At 60.2% G+C, this 20,270-nt stretch carries 3 protein-coding genes; 1 reads left to right on the top strand and 2 read right to left on the bottom strand.

From position 1 onward, the window contains the following. Positions 1 to 46: 46 nt before the first annotated feature. A complete protein-coding gene (epmA, locus tag EL199_RS11085; protein WP_126316080.1) occupies positions 47 to 946 on the top strand; it encodes an EF-P lysine aminoacylase EpmA in 900 nt (299 codons plus the stop codon). A gap of 427 nt (positions 947 to 1,373) precedes the next feature. Here epmA and EL199_RS12860 read toward each other — a convergent pair whose 3' ends face one another. Both EL199_RS12860 and EL199_RS11110 read right to left on the bottom strand, forming a co-directional pair. Continuing rightward, positions 1,374 to 8,843: a glycosyl hydrolase gene (locus tag EL199_RS12860; RefSeq protein ID WP_170166216.1), complete on the bottom strand. Its 7,470-nt coding sequence runs from the start codon at positions 8,841 to 8,843 to the stop codon at positions 1,374 to 1,376. A gap of 420 nt (positions 8,844 to 9,263) precedes the next feature. Beyond that, entirely contained in the window at positions 9,264 to 20,252 is a 10,989-nt protein-coding gene (locus EL199_RS11110; RefSeq protein WP_126316081.1) for an Ig-like domain-containing protein, read from the bottom strand. Positions 20,253 to 20,270 lie beyond the last annotated feature (18 nt).

The raw sequence follows: 20,270 nt of genomic DNA on the forward strand, positions 1-20,270 counted from the left end.
CAAAACCGCCGCCGTCCCGCACGGCGGCTTTTTCATGGAAAGCCCTATGCGTCATCTCATCACCCGCCGCGCCCGATTCCTCGCCGCCATTCGCGCCTTTTTCGCCGCGCGCGGCGTGCTGGAAGTCGATACTGCGCAACTGCGCCCCTGCGGCGTTACCGACCCGCAGCTGGTCTCACTCGCCGCCAGCGGCGGCTATCTGCAAACCTCGCCCGAATACGCGATGAAAATCCTGCTCGCGCAAGGCGCGGGCGATATTTACCAGCTGGCGCACGTCTTTCGCGGCGAAGAACAGGGGCGCAAGCACCGGCGCGAATTCATGCTGCTCGAATGGTACCGCACAGGCTACGACCACCTGCGCCTGATGGACGAAGTCGCCGACCTCGTGCGCGAACTGCTGCCCGCCTGCCGCGCCTGGCAGATACGGCGCACGCCCTATGCCGAGGCCTTCCGCCAGCATCTTGATGCCGACATTGAGCGCCTGGACGACCACGGCCTGCGCGCCCTCTGCACCGCGCGCCTGCCGGAAAGCGCAGACTGGCAACTCTCGCGCGACGCCATGCTTGACCTGCTCTTCACCCATTACGTTGAGCCCGGACTGGGGCGCGGCACGCTGGAATTTCTCTGCGATTATCCGCCCTCACAGGCGGCACTTGCCCGCATCATTGACGGCAAAGCCGCCCGCTTTGAGCTTTATATCAATGGATTGGAACTGTGCAACGGCTTCTGGGAGCTCAGCGACGCCCGCGAACAGCGCGCCCGTTTCCTCGCCGACAACAGCGAACGCGCGCAGCTCGGCCTGCCGGAAATGCCGCTCGATGAAGCCTTTCTCGCCGCGCTTGAGCGTGGCCTGCCGGACTCTGCCGGTGTCGCCCTCGGTGTGGACCGCCTGCTGATGCTCGCCTGCGGCGCCGCGCATATTGATGAGGTGATGTTGCCTGCCTGAGCGGAAGGCGCGCGCCCCAGCCAAAACGGGTTGAACAACACCCACGCCCCTGCACTAGGTCGCATCATTGGGCGCGGTCATGCAACGCAAAAAGTTCGCGCCGCTGGTGCGGCGCTAGGTTAGGGTTAGGGGCTGTTGACAATTGAGACATCTCCCTCCCCTGCAGGGCGAAGCCCGCAGCGGGCGGGTACCCATGCAAAATGCGTCCGCATTTTGCATGGGGCCCGGGGGAGGGTCAGGGCTCCCCATGAAAAAGGCGGACGCCTTTTTCATGGGAACCCGGGGAGGGGGTGAGCGATGTTGTTGATGAATCGAAATTCCGGTTTTTCACGCTTGCTGCCCTCACCCCAACCCCTCTCTCGTCCTACGGACGAGCAATGCTTGTCCCACCGGGAGAGGGGCTTATCCGTTGAAATGCAAACAGACCCTAGAGGATGGTGACGGCATTGAGGATTTCTTCGGTGTTGAAGTAGTGGCCGTCGTGGGCGTGGAGGTGCACGGTGTTGCTGTAGGTTTGTGCGCCGTGCGTGGCTTTGATGGTCAGGTTTTGGGTCGCCGGATCAAAGTCAACGCTTTCAACTTGCCAGCCCGCACCGTGTTTGAGCACGATGCGGTCGCCTTCGCCGGGGTTGTAGTCGGTGATGGTGCTCGCGCCTTGCCAGTGCAGGGTGTCGCCGCCGTCCAGCAGGTAGGCGAAGGTGTCCGCGGCAGCGCCGCCTTCTTGCAGCGTCGTGCCGTGGGTGGCAACGAGGGTGTCATCGCCGCTGCCGCCGTGTTGTTCATGTGCGCCCTGGTGTTGGGTCGCGGCGAGCAGTTCACGGCTGTGTTCGCCGAGGTATTGCAAGAGTTCGGCGTTATCGAGGCTGACGAGTTTGGCGTAGGTCGCAGGATCTATGCCATCGCCGATGTGGAGGGACGCCGTGCTGTTATCGTCCTGTGCGTGCGCTATCGCGTGGTTTGCGTCATGCGCCGCGTTATCCGCGCCCGCAGCCGCGCCGTCGTCGTGCTGGAGTTGGGGCTCGTGGTGTTCGAGCGGGGCGCTGTTGGCGCTACCGTCGTGGATAGTGGTGGCGAGGTTTTCTTTGCCGATGTTCGCGCCGTCCGCGTGGGTGATTTTGACGGTGTAGGTTTCGTCGCCTTCTTTTTTGCCGTCGGCGAGCGCTTCGACGGTGAAGTCAGCGCCGCTCTGGCCTTTGGCGATGGTGACGCGCTCGGTGCTGAGTTTGGCGTCGCTGTCGTCGGTCGTGCCGTGCTGGAGGGCGATGTCCACGGTCACGTCTTTTTCCGGCATTTTCGCCAGCGTCAGGCCGTCCAGGAATTTTTTGAAGTCGCCTTCCATTTCGTGCCCCGGCCACGGGGTGTAGCTCTGGAATTTGCCGTTTTCGTCCACGCCCCAATTCGCCCAGGTCATCATGTAGGCGAGTTGTGAGGCGGCGTCGCTGCCTTTGATGGCGCCCAGCAGTTCGCTGAAGAATTGGGTGTTTTCGTTGCCTGCTGGCTGGATGACGCGGTCGTTGTTGAGGCCAAATTCGGTGAATGCCGCCACTTTGCCGTGTTCGCCCGCCAGTTTCGTGACCATTTCGAGGTCGCGCACGGTCTGGCTGCGCCATGCGGCGTCGCTCTGCCGCGCCTGCGGTTCGCTTTGGTAGGCGTCGTAGCCGAAGATGTCCACGTAGTTGTCGCCGGGGTAGGCTTCGAGGTATTTGGCTTTGTCGCCGCCCAGGCTGCCGTTGGGCGAGTAGGCGTAGAGGAGGTTATCGACGCCTTTGTCTTCGAGGTATTTGTGGATGTGTTGCCAAAGTGCCTTGTAGTCGTCGGCGCTCATGTGGCCTTTGCCCCACCAGAACCAGTCGCCGGTGTTTTCGTGCAGCGGACGGAAGATGACCGGCACTTTGCTGCCGTCGGCGCGCACCGCGTTGTTGGCGGCGGTGGCGACGGTATCAAGCCAGTCGTGCAGTTTGCTTTGCAGGTCGCCGCTGATGAGGCGCTGTGCTTCGACTTTGCTGGTGTCAAAGGCGCTGCCGCCCGTCACCGGGTTTTTCAGGTGCGAGGAGAGGGTGACGGTCGCGCCGAGGGAGTCGGCTTCTATGAAGGCTTTGGCCAGCGCTTTGCCGTTTTCTTCCGGCGTTTTACCGTGTTCGGCCGGTTCTTCGTCGGAATCAAAGCCGAAGACGGCAGGGTATTTGCCGCTCATGGCGGCGACGTCGGATTTGCGGCCGTAGCCGTCGTTGGCGCTGTCGCCGCGCGCGCTTTCGTCAATGGCGTGTTGTTGGCCAAAGAGGATTTGTTTGTGCGCGGCGAGGTCTTTCAGTTGTTGTAGCAATGCCGCCGCGCCCGTTGTTTTGCCGACGGGCGAGAGGTCAAGCTCGACGCGGTAATGCGCTGTGCTTCCTTCACTGACTGCGCTCGCGCCGGTGAGGTTGGCGGTGAGGTTGGCAACCGGCGGGGTCGTACCGTCGGTGACCGGCGCGGTCGGCGCGCTGATGACGTGGTTTTCTTCGTGCCCGGCGTGGTCTTTGTAGTACGCCTGCACAGTGATTTTGTGGCCGATGTCGGCTGCTTGCAGGGTGTAGGTTTTGCCTTCTGCGCCGCTAATCAGCGTGCCGTCGCGCAGCCAGGTGTATTGCACGCGGTCAGGGACGCCGTCGGCATCGTTGACGTTCGCGGTGAGGGTCGCCCCCACTTTTGCCTCGCCGTCGAGGGCGACGCTGCCGGGGTGGTTGTCGCCTGCCGCGACGGGGCTGAGGACGCTTTCGCCGCGGCCGCTGTTGTCGGTGTAGTTCGCGCGCACGGTGACTTCTTTGTCGCCATCCTTCAGGGTGTAGCTTTGTCCGGTCGCGCCCGCGATGGGTTGTCCGGCGCTGTACCATTGGTAGGTAATGGTTCCGGCGGCAATGCCGTCTTCATCATGAACTTCGGCGGTGAAGGTGTTGCCATTTGGTTTGAGCGTGATGTGGCCGAGGTGGTTCGCCGTGCCTTCGATGGTCGCCTTGCCGCTGAGGTCAATGTCGTCGGCGAGCACGCGCGCGTCTTCGCTGTAGATGCCGATGCGGCCGTTGCCGTTGTAGGGCTGGTCGTCGTCGGTAACGGTGGCAATCACTTTGCCGTTGATTTTGACTTCGATGGTGCCGCCCTGTTTGCTGATGGTGAACTGTTTGCTGTCGGCAAGCGGCCAGCCTTCGCTACCGGTGGCAAGGAAGCGCTGTCCGCCGGCGTAGGCGGGGTCGCGTTTGCCCAGCTCCCAGCCGTTGGCGCGCGGCACGAAGTAGTAGAAGTGGTCGTTGTCGGTGTAGTTCCAGACGAGCCAGCCGGTTTCCCAGGCGTTCGGGGTCGCGCCTTGGCGCAGTTGTTCCGGGGTGGAAATGGTGCCGCTGAAGGTGAATTCGTCGCCATGCTGCGGGCCGATGACTTCGGTGGATGAGGTTGCCGTTTGTCCGCTTTGTGCTTTTGGCTTCAGCTCCAGCGCGTTGTTGCCGCCGCCGTTATCGACGATTTTCACGTGGCCGTAGCCGCTCTGCACCACGTTCCACTGTCCGAAGGTCGTACCTTGCGGGTATTCGCTGCCGGCCGGGTAGGCGGAGAAGTCGTCGTGGAAGTTGCCGGTCGGCGGGGTCGCGTCTTTTGGCACTTCGCTCTGTGCGCTCACCGGGCTTTCGTTGTGCTGCGCCTTGTCTTGATAGAACGCCTGCACGCTGATTTTGTGCCCGGCGTCGTCGGCGGTGAGCTGGTAACGCTCGCCCGTGCCGCCGCTGATCGGCTGGCCGTCGCGCAGCCACTGGTACTGCACGTCTTTCGGTACGCCATCTTCGTCGGCAACCGCGGCGGTGAGGGTTTCGCCCACTTTCAGCGTGCCGTTGATGCTGACCGTACCCGCGTGGTTCTGCTGCGGTTGCGCCTGTTTGGCGACGACCGCGTCGGTCTCGCTGCTGGTCGGTGCTTCGTCATGCGCAGCGTTGTCTTGGTAGGTCGCGCGTACGCTGATTTTGTGGCCGACGTCATCGCCGCGCAGTACGTAGGTTTTTTGGTGCGCGCCGTCAATCGGCTTGCCGTCGCGCAGCCATTGGTAATGCACGCCGTTCGGGACGCCGTCTTCGTCGGCAACGGTTGCGGTAAGCGAGGTGTCTTCTTTTGCCTCGCCGCTGATGGTGACTGTGCCGGCGTGGTTGGCGGGCGGCGCGCTGCCTTCGTCGTGAATGGTGGTGGTGACGCTGTCTTTGCCCGCCTCTATCTGCCCGCCCTGCGCCTTGCTGATGCGCACGGTGTAGTGCTCGTCGCCCTCTTGTTTGCCATCGGCGATGGCATCGACGGTGAAGGTTGCGCTGTTCTGCCCTTTCGGGATGGTGACGCGCTGCGTGGTGGTTTTCACGTCGCCGTCGTCGGTGCTGCCGTGTTCGATGGTGACGTCCACGCTGATATCGCGCTCGGCGTTGCGCGTCATCGTCATCTGTTTGACGAATTCGCGGAAATTGTCCGCCATTTCATGCCCCGGCCACGGGGTGAAAGCGGAGAACACCGGACTGCCGCCGAAGTTCGCCCAGGTCATCATATAGGCGACTTTCGCCGCATCCGGATTGGCCTTGATCGCTTCCAGCACATCGGTGTACCAGGTGAGATCCTTGTTGCCGTCGGGGTGGATGACCTTGTCGCCCTCACGGCCAAATTCGGCGACCGCCGCCAGCTTGCCGCGCGCTTCTGCCATGCGCGCCAGCATCGCCATGTCTTCCACCAGCTCGCCCGCCCATTTGTCCTTGGCAAGCAGGGCGTTGTTGGTGTCATAAGAATCCATGCTGAGCACATCGACCACGTCGTCGCCCGGATAGAGCAGCTTGTAGCGGCTTTCGTCGCCGTTGAAGTTGCCATTGGGCGCAAAGGCGGTGAGGAATTGACCGTCCAGCCCGTGTTCTTTCAGGTAATTGACGACGTAGCGGAACAACTCTTTGTAAGTCTCGGCGCCGCCGCGCTCGTAATACCACCACGCCCATTCGCCGTTCGCCTCATGCAGCGGGCGGAAAATGAAGGGGATTTTCGTACCGTCATCGCGCACCGCGTGCTTGCCGGTCTCGACAATCGCATCCAGCCAGCCGTTTAACTCCGCATTCTGGTCGCCGCCGGGCAGGAGGCGCTTCAAATCCACCTTGGTGCGGTCAGTCTCGCCGCCGGGCATATCCCAGAAAGCGGACAGCTGCGCGATGCCGCCGACGCCATCAATCTTCTTGATGGCCTCGCCCATGCGCTTGCCGTTCTCCTCATTGGAAAGACCGCGCACCATCGGCGGCTCCATCATGCCCAGACCAATGATGGACGGATAATGCCCGGAGAGCGCATGCACATCCGAATGATGCCCCTCGCTGTTCTCCGGCGAAAACGCCACATCCAGCCCGCGCTGCTGGCCAAAGAGAATGCCCTTGTGGCTTTGCAGATTGTGCAAGAGCTCGGCGGCAGAATTTGCCTGCGGCAGTGCGCGGTGATCGAGGCTGACGGTATAGGTCGCCTTGCCGCCTTCCGTTACCTCCTTGGAACCGGTGAGGGTAATGCCCGGTTCATTCGGCTGCGGCGGGGTGTCTTCGCTGACCGCTGGCGTTTCGGCGCTGGTCGGGGATTCGTGGTTTTTCGCGTTGTCGTCGTAGGTCGCCTGCACCGTAATTTTCGCGCCCTTTTGTGCGGCGGTGAGGGTGAAGGTGCTGTTGGTGGCGCCGTCAATCGCCTTACCGTCGGCATACCACTGGTATTTGACGCCCGTGGCGGGTACGCCGTCTTCATCGCTAACGGTCGCTTTCAGCTCACTACCCACTTTTGCCTCGCCAGAAATAGTGACTTTGCCCGCGTGATTGGGCTGCGGCTGTGGATTGGGCGACGGGTTCGGATTGGGCGATGGGTTCGGGTTCGGCGACGGGTTCGGATTGGGCGATGGATTCGGGTTTGGATTGGGTGATGGATTGGGGTTCGGCGACGGATTCGGGTTTGGATTGGGTGAGGGGTTCGGCGACGGGTTCGGCGCGCTGCTGTCGGCAACGGCGTCGGTGGCGGCGCTGATCGGGGTTTCGTGGTTCTTGGCGTTGTCGTCGTAGGTCGCCTGCACCGTGATTTTTGCGCCCTTTTGTGCGGCGGTGAGGGTGAAGGTGCTGTTGGTGGCGCCGTCAATCGCCTTGCCGTCGGCAAACCATTGGTATTTGACGCCTGTTGTTGGTACGCCGTCATCGTCGGTTACGGTCGCTTTCAGCTCACTGCCGACTTTCGCTTCACCGCTGATGCTCACTTTGCCTGCGTGATTGGGTTGCGGTTGCGGATTGGGTGAGGGGTTCGGCGACGGGTTCGGGTTGGGTGACGGGTTCGGGTTTGGATTGGGTGATGGGTTCGGATTCGGCGCGCTGTTGTCGGCGACGACAGCGGTAGCATCGCTGGTCGGTGTTTCGTGGTTCTTCGCGTTGTCGTCGTAGGTCGCCTGCACCGTGATTTTCGCGCCCTTCTGTGCGGTGGTGAGGGTGAAGGTGCTGTTGGTCGCGCCATCAATGGCTTTGCCATCGGTAAACCACTGGTATTTGACGCCCGTGGCGGGTACGCCGTCTTCATCGCTAACGGTCGCTTTCAGCTCACTACCCACTTTTGCCTCGCCAGAAATAGTGACTTTGCCCGCATGATTGGGTTGCGGTTGCGGATTGGGTGAGGGGTTCGGCGACGGGTTCGGGTTGGGTGACGGGTTCGGGTTTGGATTGGGTGATGGATTGGGGTTGGGTTGCGGGCTCGGCGACGGGTTCGGATTGGGCGATGGGTTCGGATTGGGCGATGGGTTCGGATTCGGCGCGCTGTTATCCGCGACCGCTGCGGTGGCGTCGCTGGTCGGCGATTCATGATTTTTCGCGTTGTCGTCGTAGGTCGCCTGCACCGTGATTTTCGCGCCCTTCTGCGCGGCGGTGAGGGTAAAGGTGCTGTTGGTCGCGCCGTCAATGGCTTTGCCGTCGGCAAACCATTGGTATTTGACGCCTGTAGCGGGTACGCCGTCTTCGTCGGTTACGGTCGCTTTCAGCTCACTGCCGACTTTCGCCTCGCCCGTAATGCTGACTTTGCCCGCGTGGTTGGGCTGCGGCTGCGGATTGGGCGACGGGTTCGGGTTGGGTTGTGGGTTCGGATTGGGATTCGGCGACGGCTGCGGATTCGGCGATGGTTGCGGGTTCGGCGATGGTTGTGGATTCGGCGATGGTTGCGGGTTCGGCGATGGTTGCGGGTTCGGCGATGGTTGCGGGTTCGGCGATGGTTGCGGATTGGGCGACGGATTCGGGTTCGGGTTGTTCGGGTTTTGGTTGTCCGGCGCGTCGGCGGGCGGCGGGAACAGCGGGTAGGTGTTGTTGCCCGGCGTTTTTTGGTCGGGCGGGAGTGGGGCGTGGTTGTCCGGGGTGTCGCCGGGGGCAGGAACGGGCGGGGTGTTGTCGCCCGGCTGCTGCGGTTGCGCGGGCTGGTTTTTGTGGTGTTTGTCGTGGTTGTGCGCGGCGATGGCGATGCCTCCGGCGACGAGGCCGACCGCGCCAATCGTGGCAAGGGTCGCCGGGCTAATGCTGCCGCTGCCTGCGGCGGTGCTGGCGCTGTCGTCGGCGAGGGTCTCGGCAAGGACGTGTTCGGGAGCGACGGCGACCGGGTAGTGGTAGAGGCTGCCGTCCGCCTGGGTGCCGACCAGCGCGCCTTCGCCACGGGTGTAGTAGTGGTCGATGATGATCTCTGGGCGGCTGTCGCCGTCGAGGGAGATGAGGAGGTTGTCGCCGTCGCGCGCGGTGCGGATGTCGGGCAGGCCGTCAATCTGGTAGTAGGCGCCGTTGATGGCTTCGATGTGCTGTTCGCCCGCGCCGTTGAGCGGGTATTGGGCGATGGGGTTGCCGTTGGTGTCTTTGAGGGTGATGGTGTTCATGGACGGTAGTCCTTTGCCGGATGGGGCGGGTTATGTGTGTGGTTGGAGGTGGTCAGGGTTTAGGTCGGGCATTGATGCCCGACGTTTTTGTTGTCGGCCATGTATGGCCGACCTACGGCGGTCAATTTTTATGGTGGGTCAAGACCCACCCTACAAAACTGCGAGGGCGGACAGTGCGGCGGCGGTGATGGATACCGCGCGTGTCGCCCGTAACCCCTCCCCTGCCCTCCCCCACGGGGGAGGGGGTGCGGCGGGTGTTTTGCACATCTGTTCTTGTCCAGGCCAGTCTGGTGCGCCGGGGCGTACCCTACAAACTGCGAGGGCGGACAGTGCGGCGGCGGTGAGGGATTCCGCGCGTGTCGCCCGTAACCCCTCCCCTGCCCTCCCCCACGGGGGCGGGGACATTTCGGCAGCATGGGCTCAGCCGAGGATGGTGACGGCTTTCATGATTTCTTCCACGCCGAAGAGGTGGCCGTCGTGCGACTGGATGTGGATGGCGTTTATGTAGGCCTCTGAGCCTTTGTAAACTTTATATTGCAGGCGCTGGACGTGTGCGTCTGCCACGAATTCGACTTTGTCGAATTGTAGTGTCCAGCCGTCGCCACGCGTCAGCACGATGCGGTCGCCTTCTGCCGGGTTGAAGTCCAGGATTTGGTCGTTGTTCTGGTACGGGAAGCTGTTTTTTCCGTCCATGATGTACACGAAGGTGTCCGCTCCTTTGCCGCCGGCGAGGTGGTCCACGCCGTAGCCGCTGACCAGGATGTCGTCGCCATCGCCGCCGCGCAGCACCGGCGACGGGGTCGGGTTCTGCACGTTTTGCAGGATGTTGTGACCGTGCTGGTCGATGTAGTCGATCAGTTCCTGCCCGTCGAGGCTCACCAGTTTCGCCAGTTCGTCGGGGTTGACGTTCGGGCTGATCAGGACGCCGTTGCCGTGGGTGCTGTCGGCTATCGGGTTCGGCGCGTCGTTGACTTGTCCTGTGCCTGCGCCGCTGTCCAGCAGGTTGCCGTTCGCGTCATGCAGTTCGGCGTTCAGGGTGACGCTGTCGGTCTGCTCGAAGTTGTTGTGGGTCAGGGTCGGTACGTTGATGTGTACTTCGGTTGCGCCTGCCGGCAGGGTGATTTCGTCGCCCGTGATGGGGACTTCCTGGCCGTTGATGCTGGCGGTGGGCTGGGTGTTGCTGTACACGCCCGCGTCTTGTCCTTTGTCGTTCCAGCCAACGGGTGCCCATTCGACGAGTTCCCACGGGAAGTCGTTGATGTTCATGTTGTTGCCGACTTTTTGCGCGATTTCCCCGCCTTCGCGCCACGGGTCTTCTTTGCCGCGCGCGAGATAGTTGTGCGCGCTTTCGGCGTTGAAGGCGAAGTTGTTGAGGTTTTTGTCCGCGCCGTAACCGCCGTAGGTCTGGACGGCTTTGGCGATCATTTTGGTCAGTTCGCCCAGGGGTTGGCCGCCCCGGGTGTAGGTGTCGAGGTCAACGCCCGGTTTGATGCGGAACCATTGGCCTTCGGCCGGGGCGTTCGGGTTTTCATCGGTGCCGTCGCTGTCCTGGGCGGGGAAGGAGATGACGCCTTTTTTGGCATTCGGCAGGGTGACGGAGACGGCGTGGTTGATGCGCCCGGCGAGGATTTCCGAGATACCAATCTGGCTGAGGGGGTTGAGCATGCGGACGACGGCGGAGCCTCCGTGTTCGTGCTGCATCCAGTAGTTTTTCACGCCGAGGTCATCCAGCCCCGCCTGCCCCTGGAAGTATCCGGCAGCGCTGACTTTCCAGCTGCCGTCCGGCTGTTTTACGGCGTAGAAGTATTCGCGCATCAGCCCGGTCGCTTTGTCGTACACGGCGAAGGATTTGTCGCCGCCGCCAGCAGGGGTGGCGTATGCCGGCAGTGGGATTCTGCCGGTGGTGTGGGCTTTGATGTCCGCCGAGGCGTTCACCCGCGCGTCATCGGAGGTGATGGTGGCGTAGTGTTGTTTCGGGTCGGATGAATCCACGATGTAGATGGGGATGTTGTAGCTTTTGTGGTTCAGGCTGGTGACGACGCCGTAGTTGTTTTTGGCCATGCTCGGCGCGTATTGGGTGATTGCCGCGCTGTTATCCGCCAGCGGCATGTTGGCGACGCTGCGGGTGAAGACGGTGCCGTTGCCGAGGTATTCGCCCGGCTGGAAGGGGTCGGCCGTCTGCGCCAGTTTGTCTGCTTCCACGGCGCTGTTGTGGTAGTCGGTGCTGAGTTTCAGCACCTGCCCCGCCTGCGCCGGACTGGCGAGTTTGACGGTGTAAACCAGTTCGTTGCCTTCAATCACCGCGCTGGCATCGCTGACGTCCAGGCCGTTCGTCGCCGGTGGCTGCGGTTTGGCGATGTCGCTCGCGGTACTGGTCGGCGTTTCGTGATGGCTGGCGTTGTCGTCGTAGGTCGCCTGCACGCTGATTTTGTGTCCGGCGTCGTCAGCGGTGAGGGTGTAGTTCTTGCCGGTTGCGCCATCTATCGCCTGGCCGTCGCGCAGCCATTGGTATCTGACGCCATTTTGCGGCACGCCGTCGTCGTCTTTCACATCTGCAACCAGTTCGCTGCCGACTTTGGCGTCGCCGCTGATGGTCACTTTACCTTCGTGATTGGTTTGCGGTTGCGGCGTTGGCCAGTTCGGATCGTCTTTCACCTGCAATGTAAATTCTTTGCTGAAGGTGCCACCTTGACCGTCATCAGCCGTAATAGTGAGCTTAATGGTTGGTTCTTTAGCGAAGTCAAAATGCTGATCGTTTTTTAGCTTGAGTACACCATTTGCCGTTATTTCAAAACGAGCATCGCTCACAGTGTAGCTATGGTAGGACGTATCGGGATCGCTGACGAGGAGTGACCCGATTTTCAGGCCATCTTTACCTTCGATCAATTCATGATTTTGTGATGTATCCAGTTCAATGTCCGTCGGCGGGCGGTTCACGTGATCAATGTCGTCAATACTGGTCGTCATACCGTTCAAATTTTCTCCGGTATAAAGTCCATCAAGAACACCAGCACCATATTCCCCTCTGCCTGATTCGCTACGATCAACTCCAGGGATATTTTCCCGTTGGGTATGGAATCCGGCTTCGCTGTAACGCGCTTGTCCCTGCTGTGCCGCAACAAGTCCGTCAGTATCTTCACTTCCGGTCAGCCATTTCATCTGGAAATGCTCTTTCAGTTCTTGGCTCGGCGTTTTGCTGAAGGTAAGCGGAGATTTAACATTGCCACCGCCAATCATCAGCGCACCACCACCGCTAAAGAGGTCGTTATGTTGTGGAAGCAGGTGATTGGTGATGAGATCAGCACCGCCTTCGTAACCGACGAACCATATTTTGCCTTTGTCGATGTTGTACTTGCTATAGATATCCTCAATTAGCGCACGAAGATATTGCGCATTATCTTCGCCATTTTTGCTCCAGTTCCCTGTCGTACTGTCTGGCGTTTTAACAGATAACAGCAGACCACCACGGTTTGCAGATAGTTCTCCATAATGAGCGAGGCTTGGAGTTCCGTGATATTCCTCTGCACTGTCGCCATGCAGATAGCAAATCAGTCCGTCTGGATGCGCATCGCTATTGCCTACCGCTGAAAGACGATACGTTCCCGTTTGTCCCGCAGCACTGAAGGTGCGTTCCTCGATTATTTGACTTTCTTCTCCACCGCCACCATGTGTCGGATTATCTTCTGACGTGCTGGCAAGCGTTGCTCCTTGAGCATTTTTCAGGTGAATAGTGAAAGCATTCTGGGGAGTGTCTTTTCCATCATGCCGCGTTTCGATGGCAAAAGTCGTACTGGTTTCACCTTTGGGGATAGTAACTGTCAGGGTTTCCGCACGAACATTATTTGCCTTGTCACTTCCGACTTCTACTTCTACCGTGACGTCATGATCTGTCGCCCGGTTCAGGCTGACGGTGTAGTTTGCCGCTTCACCTTCTTTGACACTCGCTACACCTTGCAAGCTGAGTACCGGTTCGCTTTGTGGCGCGGGATTGGCGGCAACGTCGGTCGCGGCGCTTTCCGGGTTTTCGGCGTGGTGCGCGTTGTCTTCGTAGCTCGCTTTTACCGTGATTTTGTGCCCGGCGTCTTCGGCGGTGAGGGTGTAGTTCTTGCCGGTTGCGCCATCTATCGCCTTCCCGTCGCGCAGCCATTGGTATTTGACGCCATCTTGCGGTACGCCGTCGTCGTCTTTCACATCTGCAACCAGTTCGCTGCCGACTTTGGCTTCGCCCGTGATGCTGATGCTGCCCGGTTGATTCGGCGGCGGCGCGGGGATGTCAGTCACCTCGCTCGTCGGGTTTTCATCGTGTCCGGCGTTATCTTTGTAGGTCGCTTGCACGCTGATCTTGTGCCCGGCGTCGTCTTTACTGAGCGTATAGGTGCTGCCGTTGGCTTTGTCGATGGGTTGCCCGTCGCGCAGCCATTGGTATTGCACGTTAGCGGCGTCGAATTTATCGGCATCAGTCACGGTCGCGGTCAGTTCACTGCCCACTTTCGCTTCACCGCTGATGGTAACGGAACCCGGCTGATTGGCGGACTGTGCTGCGACATCAAGGCTGTCGCTGTCGTGGGCTTCATCATGCAGACCGTTATCGCGGTATTCGACATGGACGCTGACTTTTTTGCCTGCGTCTTCAGGGCGCAGGGTGTAGGTTTTTTGTGTCGCCCCCTGCACAGCCACGCCGTCAATCAGCCACTGGTAGCGGATACTACTGTCGGACACGGTATCGGGATCGCTCACGTTCGCGGTAAGGGTACTGCCCACTTTGGCATCGCCGCTAATGGTGACGCTGCCTTCACGATTGGGATAATGCGGATCATCATCCACGCGCAGGGTAAAGGTTTTTTCAACGCTAAGGCCACCTTGATCAGTCGCAGTGATGGTCAGCGTGACTTTTGTTTCCGTCGCATAGTCAATATGCACACCGTCTTTGAGTTTGAGGATGCCGTCAGCCGTGATTTCGAAGCGCTCATCACTCAATGCATAACGGTGGCTGTCTTGAGGATCAGGATCAACAGTCTTCACCATACCGATGGACATACCGTCTTTACCCTCTTTAATGTAGTACTGCTGCTCACCATTGATCAGAGGCAGTCCCTGATCCAGCTGAATGTCTGTCGGGGCATGATTTTCCGTTGAGGGGTAAAGCGGATTATCTTTGACTTGCAGGGTGAAGGCCTTGGTGAAGCTCAAACCGCCTGTATCGGTAGTCGTGATAGTCAGGGTAACGGTCTGTTCGTCGGCGTAATCAATATGCTGCCCGGCTTTCAGCTTCAGGCGCCCCTCTCGGGTTACTTCAAAGCGTTCATCACTGACGGTATAACTGTGTTTGTCCTGCCAATCAGGATCAACGGTGTCCAGCCAACCAATTTCCACACCATCCTTGCCTTCGGCAATGGTCGTTTGGTGTAGCGTGATGTTGGTCGGGGCATGGTTGGTGGCATCAATGTCGCTGACCCTGGTCGTCATTTCCATTGAACCCGTGTTTTTGTTATTGATTTCATCGTAGAAGGCATCATAGATATGGCCGACGGCGCTCATCTTGTCCCCATTCGGTATGGTTTCCTGCTGGGTATGGAAGCCCGCTTGCGCGTATTGTTCCTGCGCATGCTGGGCAGCGGTGACGGTATCGCCATCGGCACTGCCCGCTATCCATTTGAGCTGCAAGTGCTGTTTCAGGCCATCTGTCGGGGGCTTGCCGAAATGTAGCGTGGAGTCTGCCGCACCGCCGCCTATCATCAGTGCGGTGCCGCCGCTGAACAGGTCATTGTGTTCGGGTAACAGGTAGCGGGTAATGAAATCGGCACCGCCGCCGTTGCCCATCAGCAAGACGTCACCTTTATCAAGGTCGTATTTGCTGTATATCTCTTCAAGCAAGGCCCGCAGGTAACGGGCATTTTGTGCACCATTCACGCTCCACGAGCCGCTTGCGCTGTCCGGCGTTTTTACCATCAGCACCGTGGCATCGCCGCGATCTGCAACGTATTCGGAAAAGATAGAAGCATTCTGGCCATAGTCATTGATGGCTTCACCGTGCAGATATAGCACCAGCTTTGGACCGGCACTGAAAAGCCTGTATTCGCCCCTCAGTCCGGCGGCGCTGAAGGTGTTGGTTGCCCAAAACGTGTTTTCCCCACCGCTGCCATGTGTCATGTCTGACGGTGCGGCTGTATTCAGAGTGGCACCTTCGGCATGTTTGATACGGAGTTTGAAATGGCTGCCATTGTCTTCCACGCCGTTATGCGCGGTATCAACGGCAAAAGTCAGGCTGCTTTCGCCTTTGGGAATGGTCAGGGTACGGACTTCATTTTGTACGCCGTGTGTTGTACCGCTGCTTGTTACTTCTACCTCAACTGTCACATCCTGCTCGGCAGGGTGATTGAGCAGCAACTTGTATTGTGCCGCCTCGCCTTCTTTGACAACACTCACCCCCTGCAAGCCAAGAACGGGTGTCCCTTGCGGCTGGGCGGGATAATTGGGGTCATCTTGCACGGAGACGGTGAAGGTTTTACTGAACGTGCCGCCGTGCCCGTCATCCGTGGTCACGCTCAGATTGACGCTTGCTTCCTGGGCAAAGTCGAGATGCTGCCCCGCTTTCAGTTTCAGAGTGCCGTCAGCGGTCACTTCAAAGCGCTCGTCGTTCACGGTATAGGTGGGGACATCGTTGACGTCTTCGTCTGTCGTCGTCAGCTTGCCGATTTCTGCACCGTCTTTGCCTTCTATCACCTGGTTCTGGCTCAGGGTGATGTCGGTCGGCGCGTGGTTAGTGCTGTCCGCTCCCGCTATTTCCGCCGTCGGCATGCTGCTGATGTTTTCGTCGTGTCCGGCGTTGTCTTTGTAGGTCGCCTGCACGCTGATTTTGTGACCTATGTCTTCTTGGGTCAGGGCGTAGGTTTTGCCGCTTTGGCCGTCTATTGCCTGCCCATCGCGCTGCCATTGGTAGGTAATGCCTGTATCCGGCACGCCGTCGGCGTCACTGATTTTCGCCGTCAGGGTTTCGCCTGCTTTGGCGTTGCCGTCGATGGCGATCACACCTTGCTGGTTCACCGGTGGGAGCGGGGTGTCTTTGCCGATATCCAGTTCTGCACTGGTCGGTTTTTCTGTCGTGCCCTTGTTGTCGGTGTATTCGACATGCACGCTGATTTTGTGTCCGGCATCGTCCGGGGTCAGGGTATAGGTCTTGCCATTGGCCTGGGCGATCGGTTGCCCATCACGCTGCCATTGGTAGGTCACGCCTGTATCCGGCACACCGTCTGCATCGCTGATGTTGGCGGTAAGTTCGCTACCGACTTTGCCCTCGCCCGTGATGCTCACCGTGCCTTCGTTGTTGGGCTGCGGTTGCGGGTTCGGGTTCGGATTGGGCGCAGCGCCGTCGGCGACTTCCGCCGTCTTCGCACTTTCTACGGTTTCTGCGGTGCCTTTGCCGTCGGTGTATTCGGCTTTGACGGTTATCGTCTTGCCTTTGTCCGCGTCTTGCAGAGTGTAGCTTGCGCCCTGCCCCACTTCTTTGCCGTCAGCAAACCAGCGGTAGGTGACTGTTCCCATGCCGTCTTCGTCTTTGAGGTCGTTGCTGGCTTTCAGCGTCTCGCCCACTTTTGCCTCGCCGCTGATTTTGACGATGCCTTGCGGTTCGTGGTTGCCCGGCTGTGGCTGCGGGTTGGGGTTAGGGTTGGGCGCAGCGCCGTCGGCGACTTCCGCCGTTTTCGCGCTTTCTACGGTTTCTGCGGTGCCTTTGCCGTCGGTGTATTCGGCTTTGACGGTTATCGTCTTGCCTTTGTCCGCGTCTTGCAGGGTGTAGCTCGCGCCCTGCCCTACTTCTTTACCGTCAGCAAGCCAGCGGTAGGTGACTGTTCCCATCCCGTCTTCATCTTTGAGGTCGTTGCTGGCTTTCAGCGTCTCGCCCACTTTTGCCTCGCCGCTGATTTTGACGGTACCTTGCGGTTCGTGGTTGCCCGGCTGTGGCTGCGGGTTGGGGTTCGGGTTGGGGTTGGGGTTGGGGTTGGGGTTGGGGTTGGGGTTGGGGTTCGGGTTCGGGTTCGGGTTCGGGTTCGGGTTCGGGTTCGGGTTCGGGTTCGGGTTGGGGTTGGGGTTGGGGTTGGGGTTGGGGTTCGGGTTCGGGTTCGGGTTCGGGTTCGGGTTCGGGTTCGGGTTCGGGTTCGGGTTGGGGTTGGGGTTGGGGTTGGGGTTGGGGTTGGGGTTCGGGTTGGGGTTGGGGTTGGGGTTCGGGTTGGGGTTGGGGTTGGGGTTCGGGTTGGGGTTCGGCTGCGGATTCGGGGTACTGCCATCCACGACGGATACGGTCGCTGCACTCTCCACGGATTCGAGGGTGTGTCCGCCGTCAATGTATTCCGCCTTGACGCTGATGGTTTTGCCTCTGTCGCTAGCTTTGACGACATAGGTGTCGCCGGTCTCGACGAGTTTGTCGCCGGAGTACCAGCGGTAGGTAATTTGTCCCAGTCCGTCTTCGTCTTTGAGGTCGTTGCTGGCTTTCAGCGTCTCGCCCACTTTCGCCTCGCCGCTGATTTTGACGGTGCCTTGCGGTTCGTGGTTGCCCGGCTGTGGCTGCGGGTTGGGGTTGGGGTTGGGCGCAGCGCCGTCGGCGACTTCCGCCGTCTTCGCGCTTTCTACAGTTTCTGCGGTGCCTTTGCCGTCGGTGTATTCGGCTTTGACGGTTATCGTCTTGCCTTTGTCCGCATCTTGCAGGGTGTAGCTTGCGCCCTGCCCCACTTCTTTGCCATCAGCAAACCAGCGGTAGGTGACTGTTCCCATCCCGTCTTCGTCTTTGAGGTCGTTGCTGGCTTTCAGCGTCTCGCCCACTTTTGCCTCGCCGCTGATTTTGACGATGCCTTGCGGTTCGTGGTTGCCCGGCTGCGGCTGCGGGTTCGGATTCGGCTGCGGATTGGGCGTCGTGCCGTCGGCGACTTCCGCCGTTTTCGCGCTTTCTACGGTTTCTGCGGTGCCTTTGCCGTCAGTGTATTCGGCTTTGACGGTTATCGTCTTGCCTTTGTCCGCGTCTTGCAGGGTGTAGCTCGCGCCCTGCCCCACTTCTTTGCCATCAGCAAACCAGCGGTAGGTGACTGTTCCCATGCCGTCTTCATCTTTGAGGTCGTTGCTGGCTTTCAGTATCTCGCCCACTTTTGCCTCGCCGCTGATTTTGACGGTGCCTTGCGGTTCGTGGTTGCCCGGCTGTGGTTGCGGGTTGGGGTTAGGGTTGGGATTGGGCGCAGCGCCGTCGGCGACTTCCGCCGTTTTCGCGCTTTCTACGGTTTCTGCTGTGCCTTTGCCGTCGGTGTATTCGGCTTTGACGGTTATCGTCTTGCCTTTGTCCGCGTCTTGCAGGGTGTAGCTCGCGCCCTGCCCCACTTCTTTGCCGTCAGCAAACCAGCGGTAGGTGACTGTTCCCATCCCGTCTTCGTCTTTGAGGTCGTTGCTGGCTTTCAGTGTCTCGCCCACTTTTGCCTCGCCGCTGATTTTGACGGTGCCTTGCGGTTCGTGGTTGCCCGGCTGCGGGTTCGGGTTCGGGTTCGGGTTGGGGTTCGGGTTCGGGTTGGGGTTCGGGTTCGGGTTCGGGTTCGGGTTCGGGTTGGGGTTGGGGTTGGGGTTCGGGTTGGGGTTGGGGTTCGGGTTGGGGTTCGGGTTGGGGTTCGGGTTGGGGTTCGGGTTCGGGTTGGGGTTCGGGTTGGGGTTGGGGTTGGGGTTCGGGTTGGGGTTGGGGTTGGGGTTGGGGTTGGGGTTGGGGTTCGGGTTCGGGTTCGGGTTCGGGTTGGGGTTGGGGTTGGGGTTGGGGTTGGGGTTCGGGGTACTGCCATCCACGACGGATGCGGTCGCTGCACTCGCCACGGATTCGAGGGTGTGTCCGCCGTCAATGTATTCCGCCTTGACGCTGATGGTTTTGCCTCTGTCGCTGGCTTTGACGACATAGGTGTCGCCGGTCTCGACGAGTTTGTCGCCGGAGTACCAGCGGTAGGTAATTTGTCCCAGTCCGTCTTCGTCTTGCAGGGTGTTGGAGGCGGTCAGGGTCTCGCCCACTTTCGCCTCTCCCGTGATGGTGACTTTGCCCACCGGCAGGTGGTTGAGCGGGTTCACCGGCGGCTGCGGGTTGTTCGGGTTGGCCGCTTCGGTCACGCTGTCTTTCATTTTGCTCGACGCGGCCTCGTTGTGCCCTTTTTCATCGGTGTAGGTGACGTGTACGCCGATGGTCTTGCCTTTGTCGCCCGCCTGGATTTCGTATTCTTTGTCGGTCGCGCCTGCGATTTTTTCGCCATTCGCCAGCCATTGGTATTTGACGCCGTCTTTCGGCACGCCGTCTTCGTCTTTGACGTTCGCGCTCAGTTTTTGCCCGATTTTGGCTTCGCCGCCAATTTCTACGCTGCCGGCGTGGTTATCGCCCGCATCGTCGTAGGTGATGCTGACTTTCGCCTTGTTTATGCTCGAGTTGCCGTTGCGGTCTTTCAGGGTGTATTCGACCGGATCGGGATTGCCTTTGGTGAAAGACGGTAGCGGGGTGAAGGTGATGTTGCCGCCGCGGCTGACGCTCCAGGTGCCTTGTTTGTCAACCACGAGGGTGCTGACGGCATCGCCGTCTTTGTTAATCAGTTTGACGCTGTCCGGGTCAATGTCATTCTGTGGGTCGGTGTCGTTTTCGGTGACTTTGATGGTGATGCTTTCCGGCGGGTTGCCGCGTTTTGCGCTCACTTCGTCATCCACCAGCGTCGGTTTGTAGGCGTTCGGATTCGGGTTGGGGATGCCCGGATGGCTGGGGTTCGCCGGGTTAGGGCTGGGCGCGGGATTTGGGTTGCTGGGGCTGGGATTCGGCCCCGGCGCGCCCGGATTGGGGCTCGGTAGTGGTTCCGGCGAAGGGTTAATCGGGGTGTTCGGCTTGGGTTCGGGTTCCGGCACCGGTTTGAACGGCGGCGGTTCTGGTACGGGCGGTGCCGGTTCGGGGGTATGGCTGCCTTTGCCGCTGTCATGGTTGGCAAGGGCGATGCCACCGGCGACGAGCGCAACACCGCCAAGGACGGCGAGCGGGGTGATGGTGGAGGCGGTATCGGCTTCGAGTGTTGCGGCGGCCGCGATTTCTTCGGCGAGTACGTGTTCCGGCACGCTGGCGACGGGGTAGTTAAACAGGCCGCCGTTTTCTTGCAGGCCGACGAGCGCGCCCTGCCCGCCCTGGCTGTAGTAGTTTTCGATGACGAGGTCTGCGCTTTGGTCGCGGTCGAAGGAAATCAGCAGGTCATCCCCCACGCGGTCGGTGATGATGCTGTCCGGTCCAATGCCGGTGGCAAGGTCGGTGATCTGGTAATACGCGCCATTGACCGCCTGGATGTGCTGTGCGGCACCTGCGGTTTCGATGTTGTACTGACCGATTGCGTTGCCGGCGGCGTCTTTGAGGGTGAGGTTGTACTGTGCCATGGGATTTTCCTGTGTTTC

The organism is Cardiobacterium hominis (assembly GCF_900637305.1).
Taxonomy (GTDB): domain Bacteria; phylum Pseudomonadota; class Gammaproteobacteria; order Cardiobacteriales; family Cardiobacteriaceae; genus Cardiobacterium; species Cardiobacterium hominis.

Coding starts and splice junctions, on each gene's coding strand:
- EL199_RS12860 (WP_170166216.1), bottom strand. CDS start 8,843: ATGAACACCATCACCCTCAAAGACACCAACGGCAACCCCATCGCCCAA.
- EL199_RS11110 (WP_126316081.1), bottom strand. CDS start 20,252: ATGGCACAGTACAACCTCACCCTCAAAGACGCCGCCGGCAACGCAATC.
- epmA (WP_126316080.1), top strand. CDS start 47: ATGCGTCATCTCATCACCCGCCGCGCCCGATTCCTCGCCGCCATTCGC.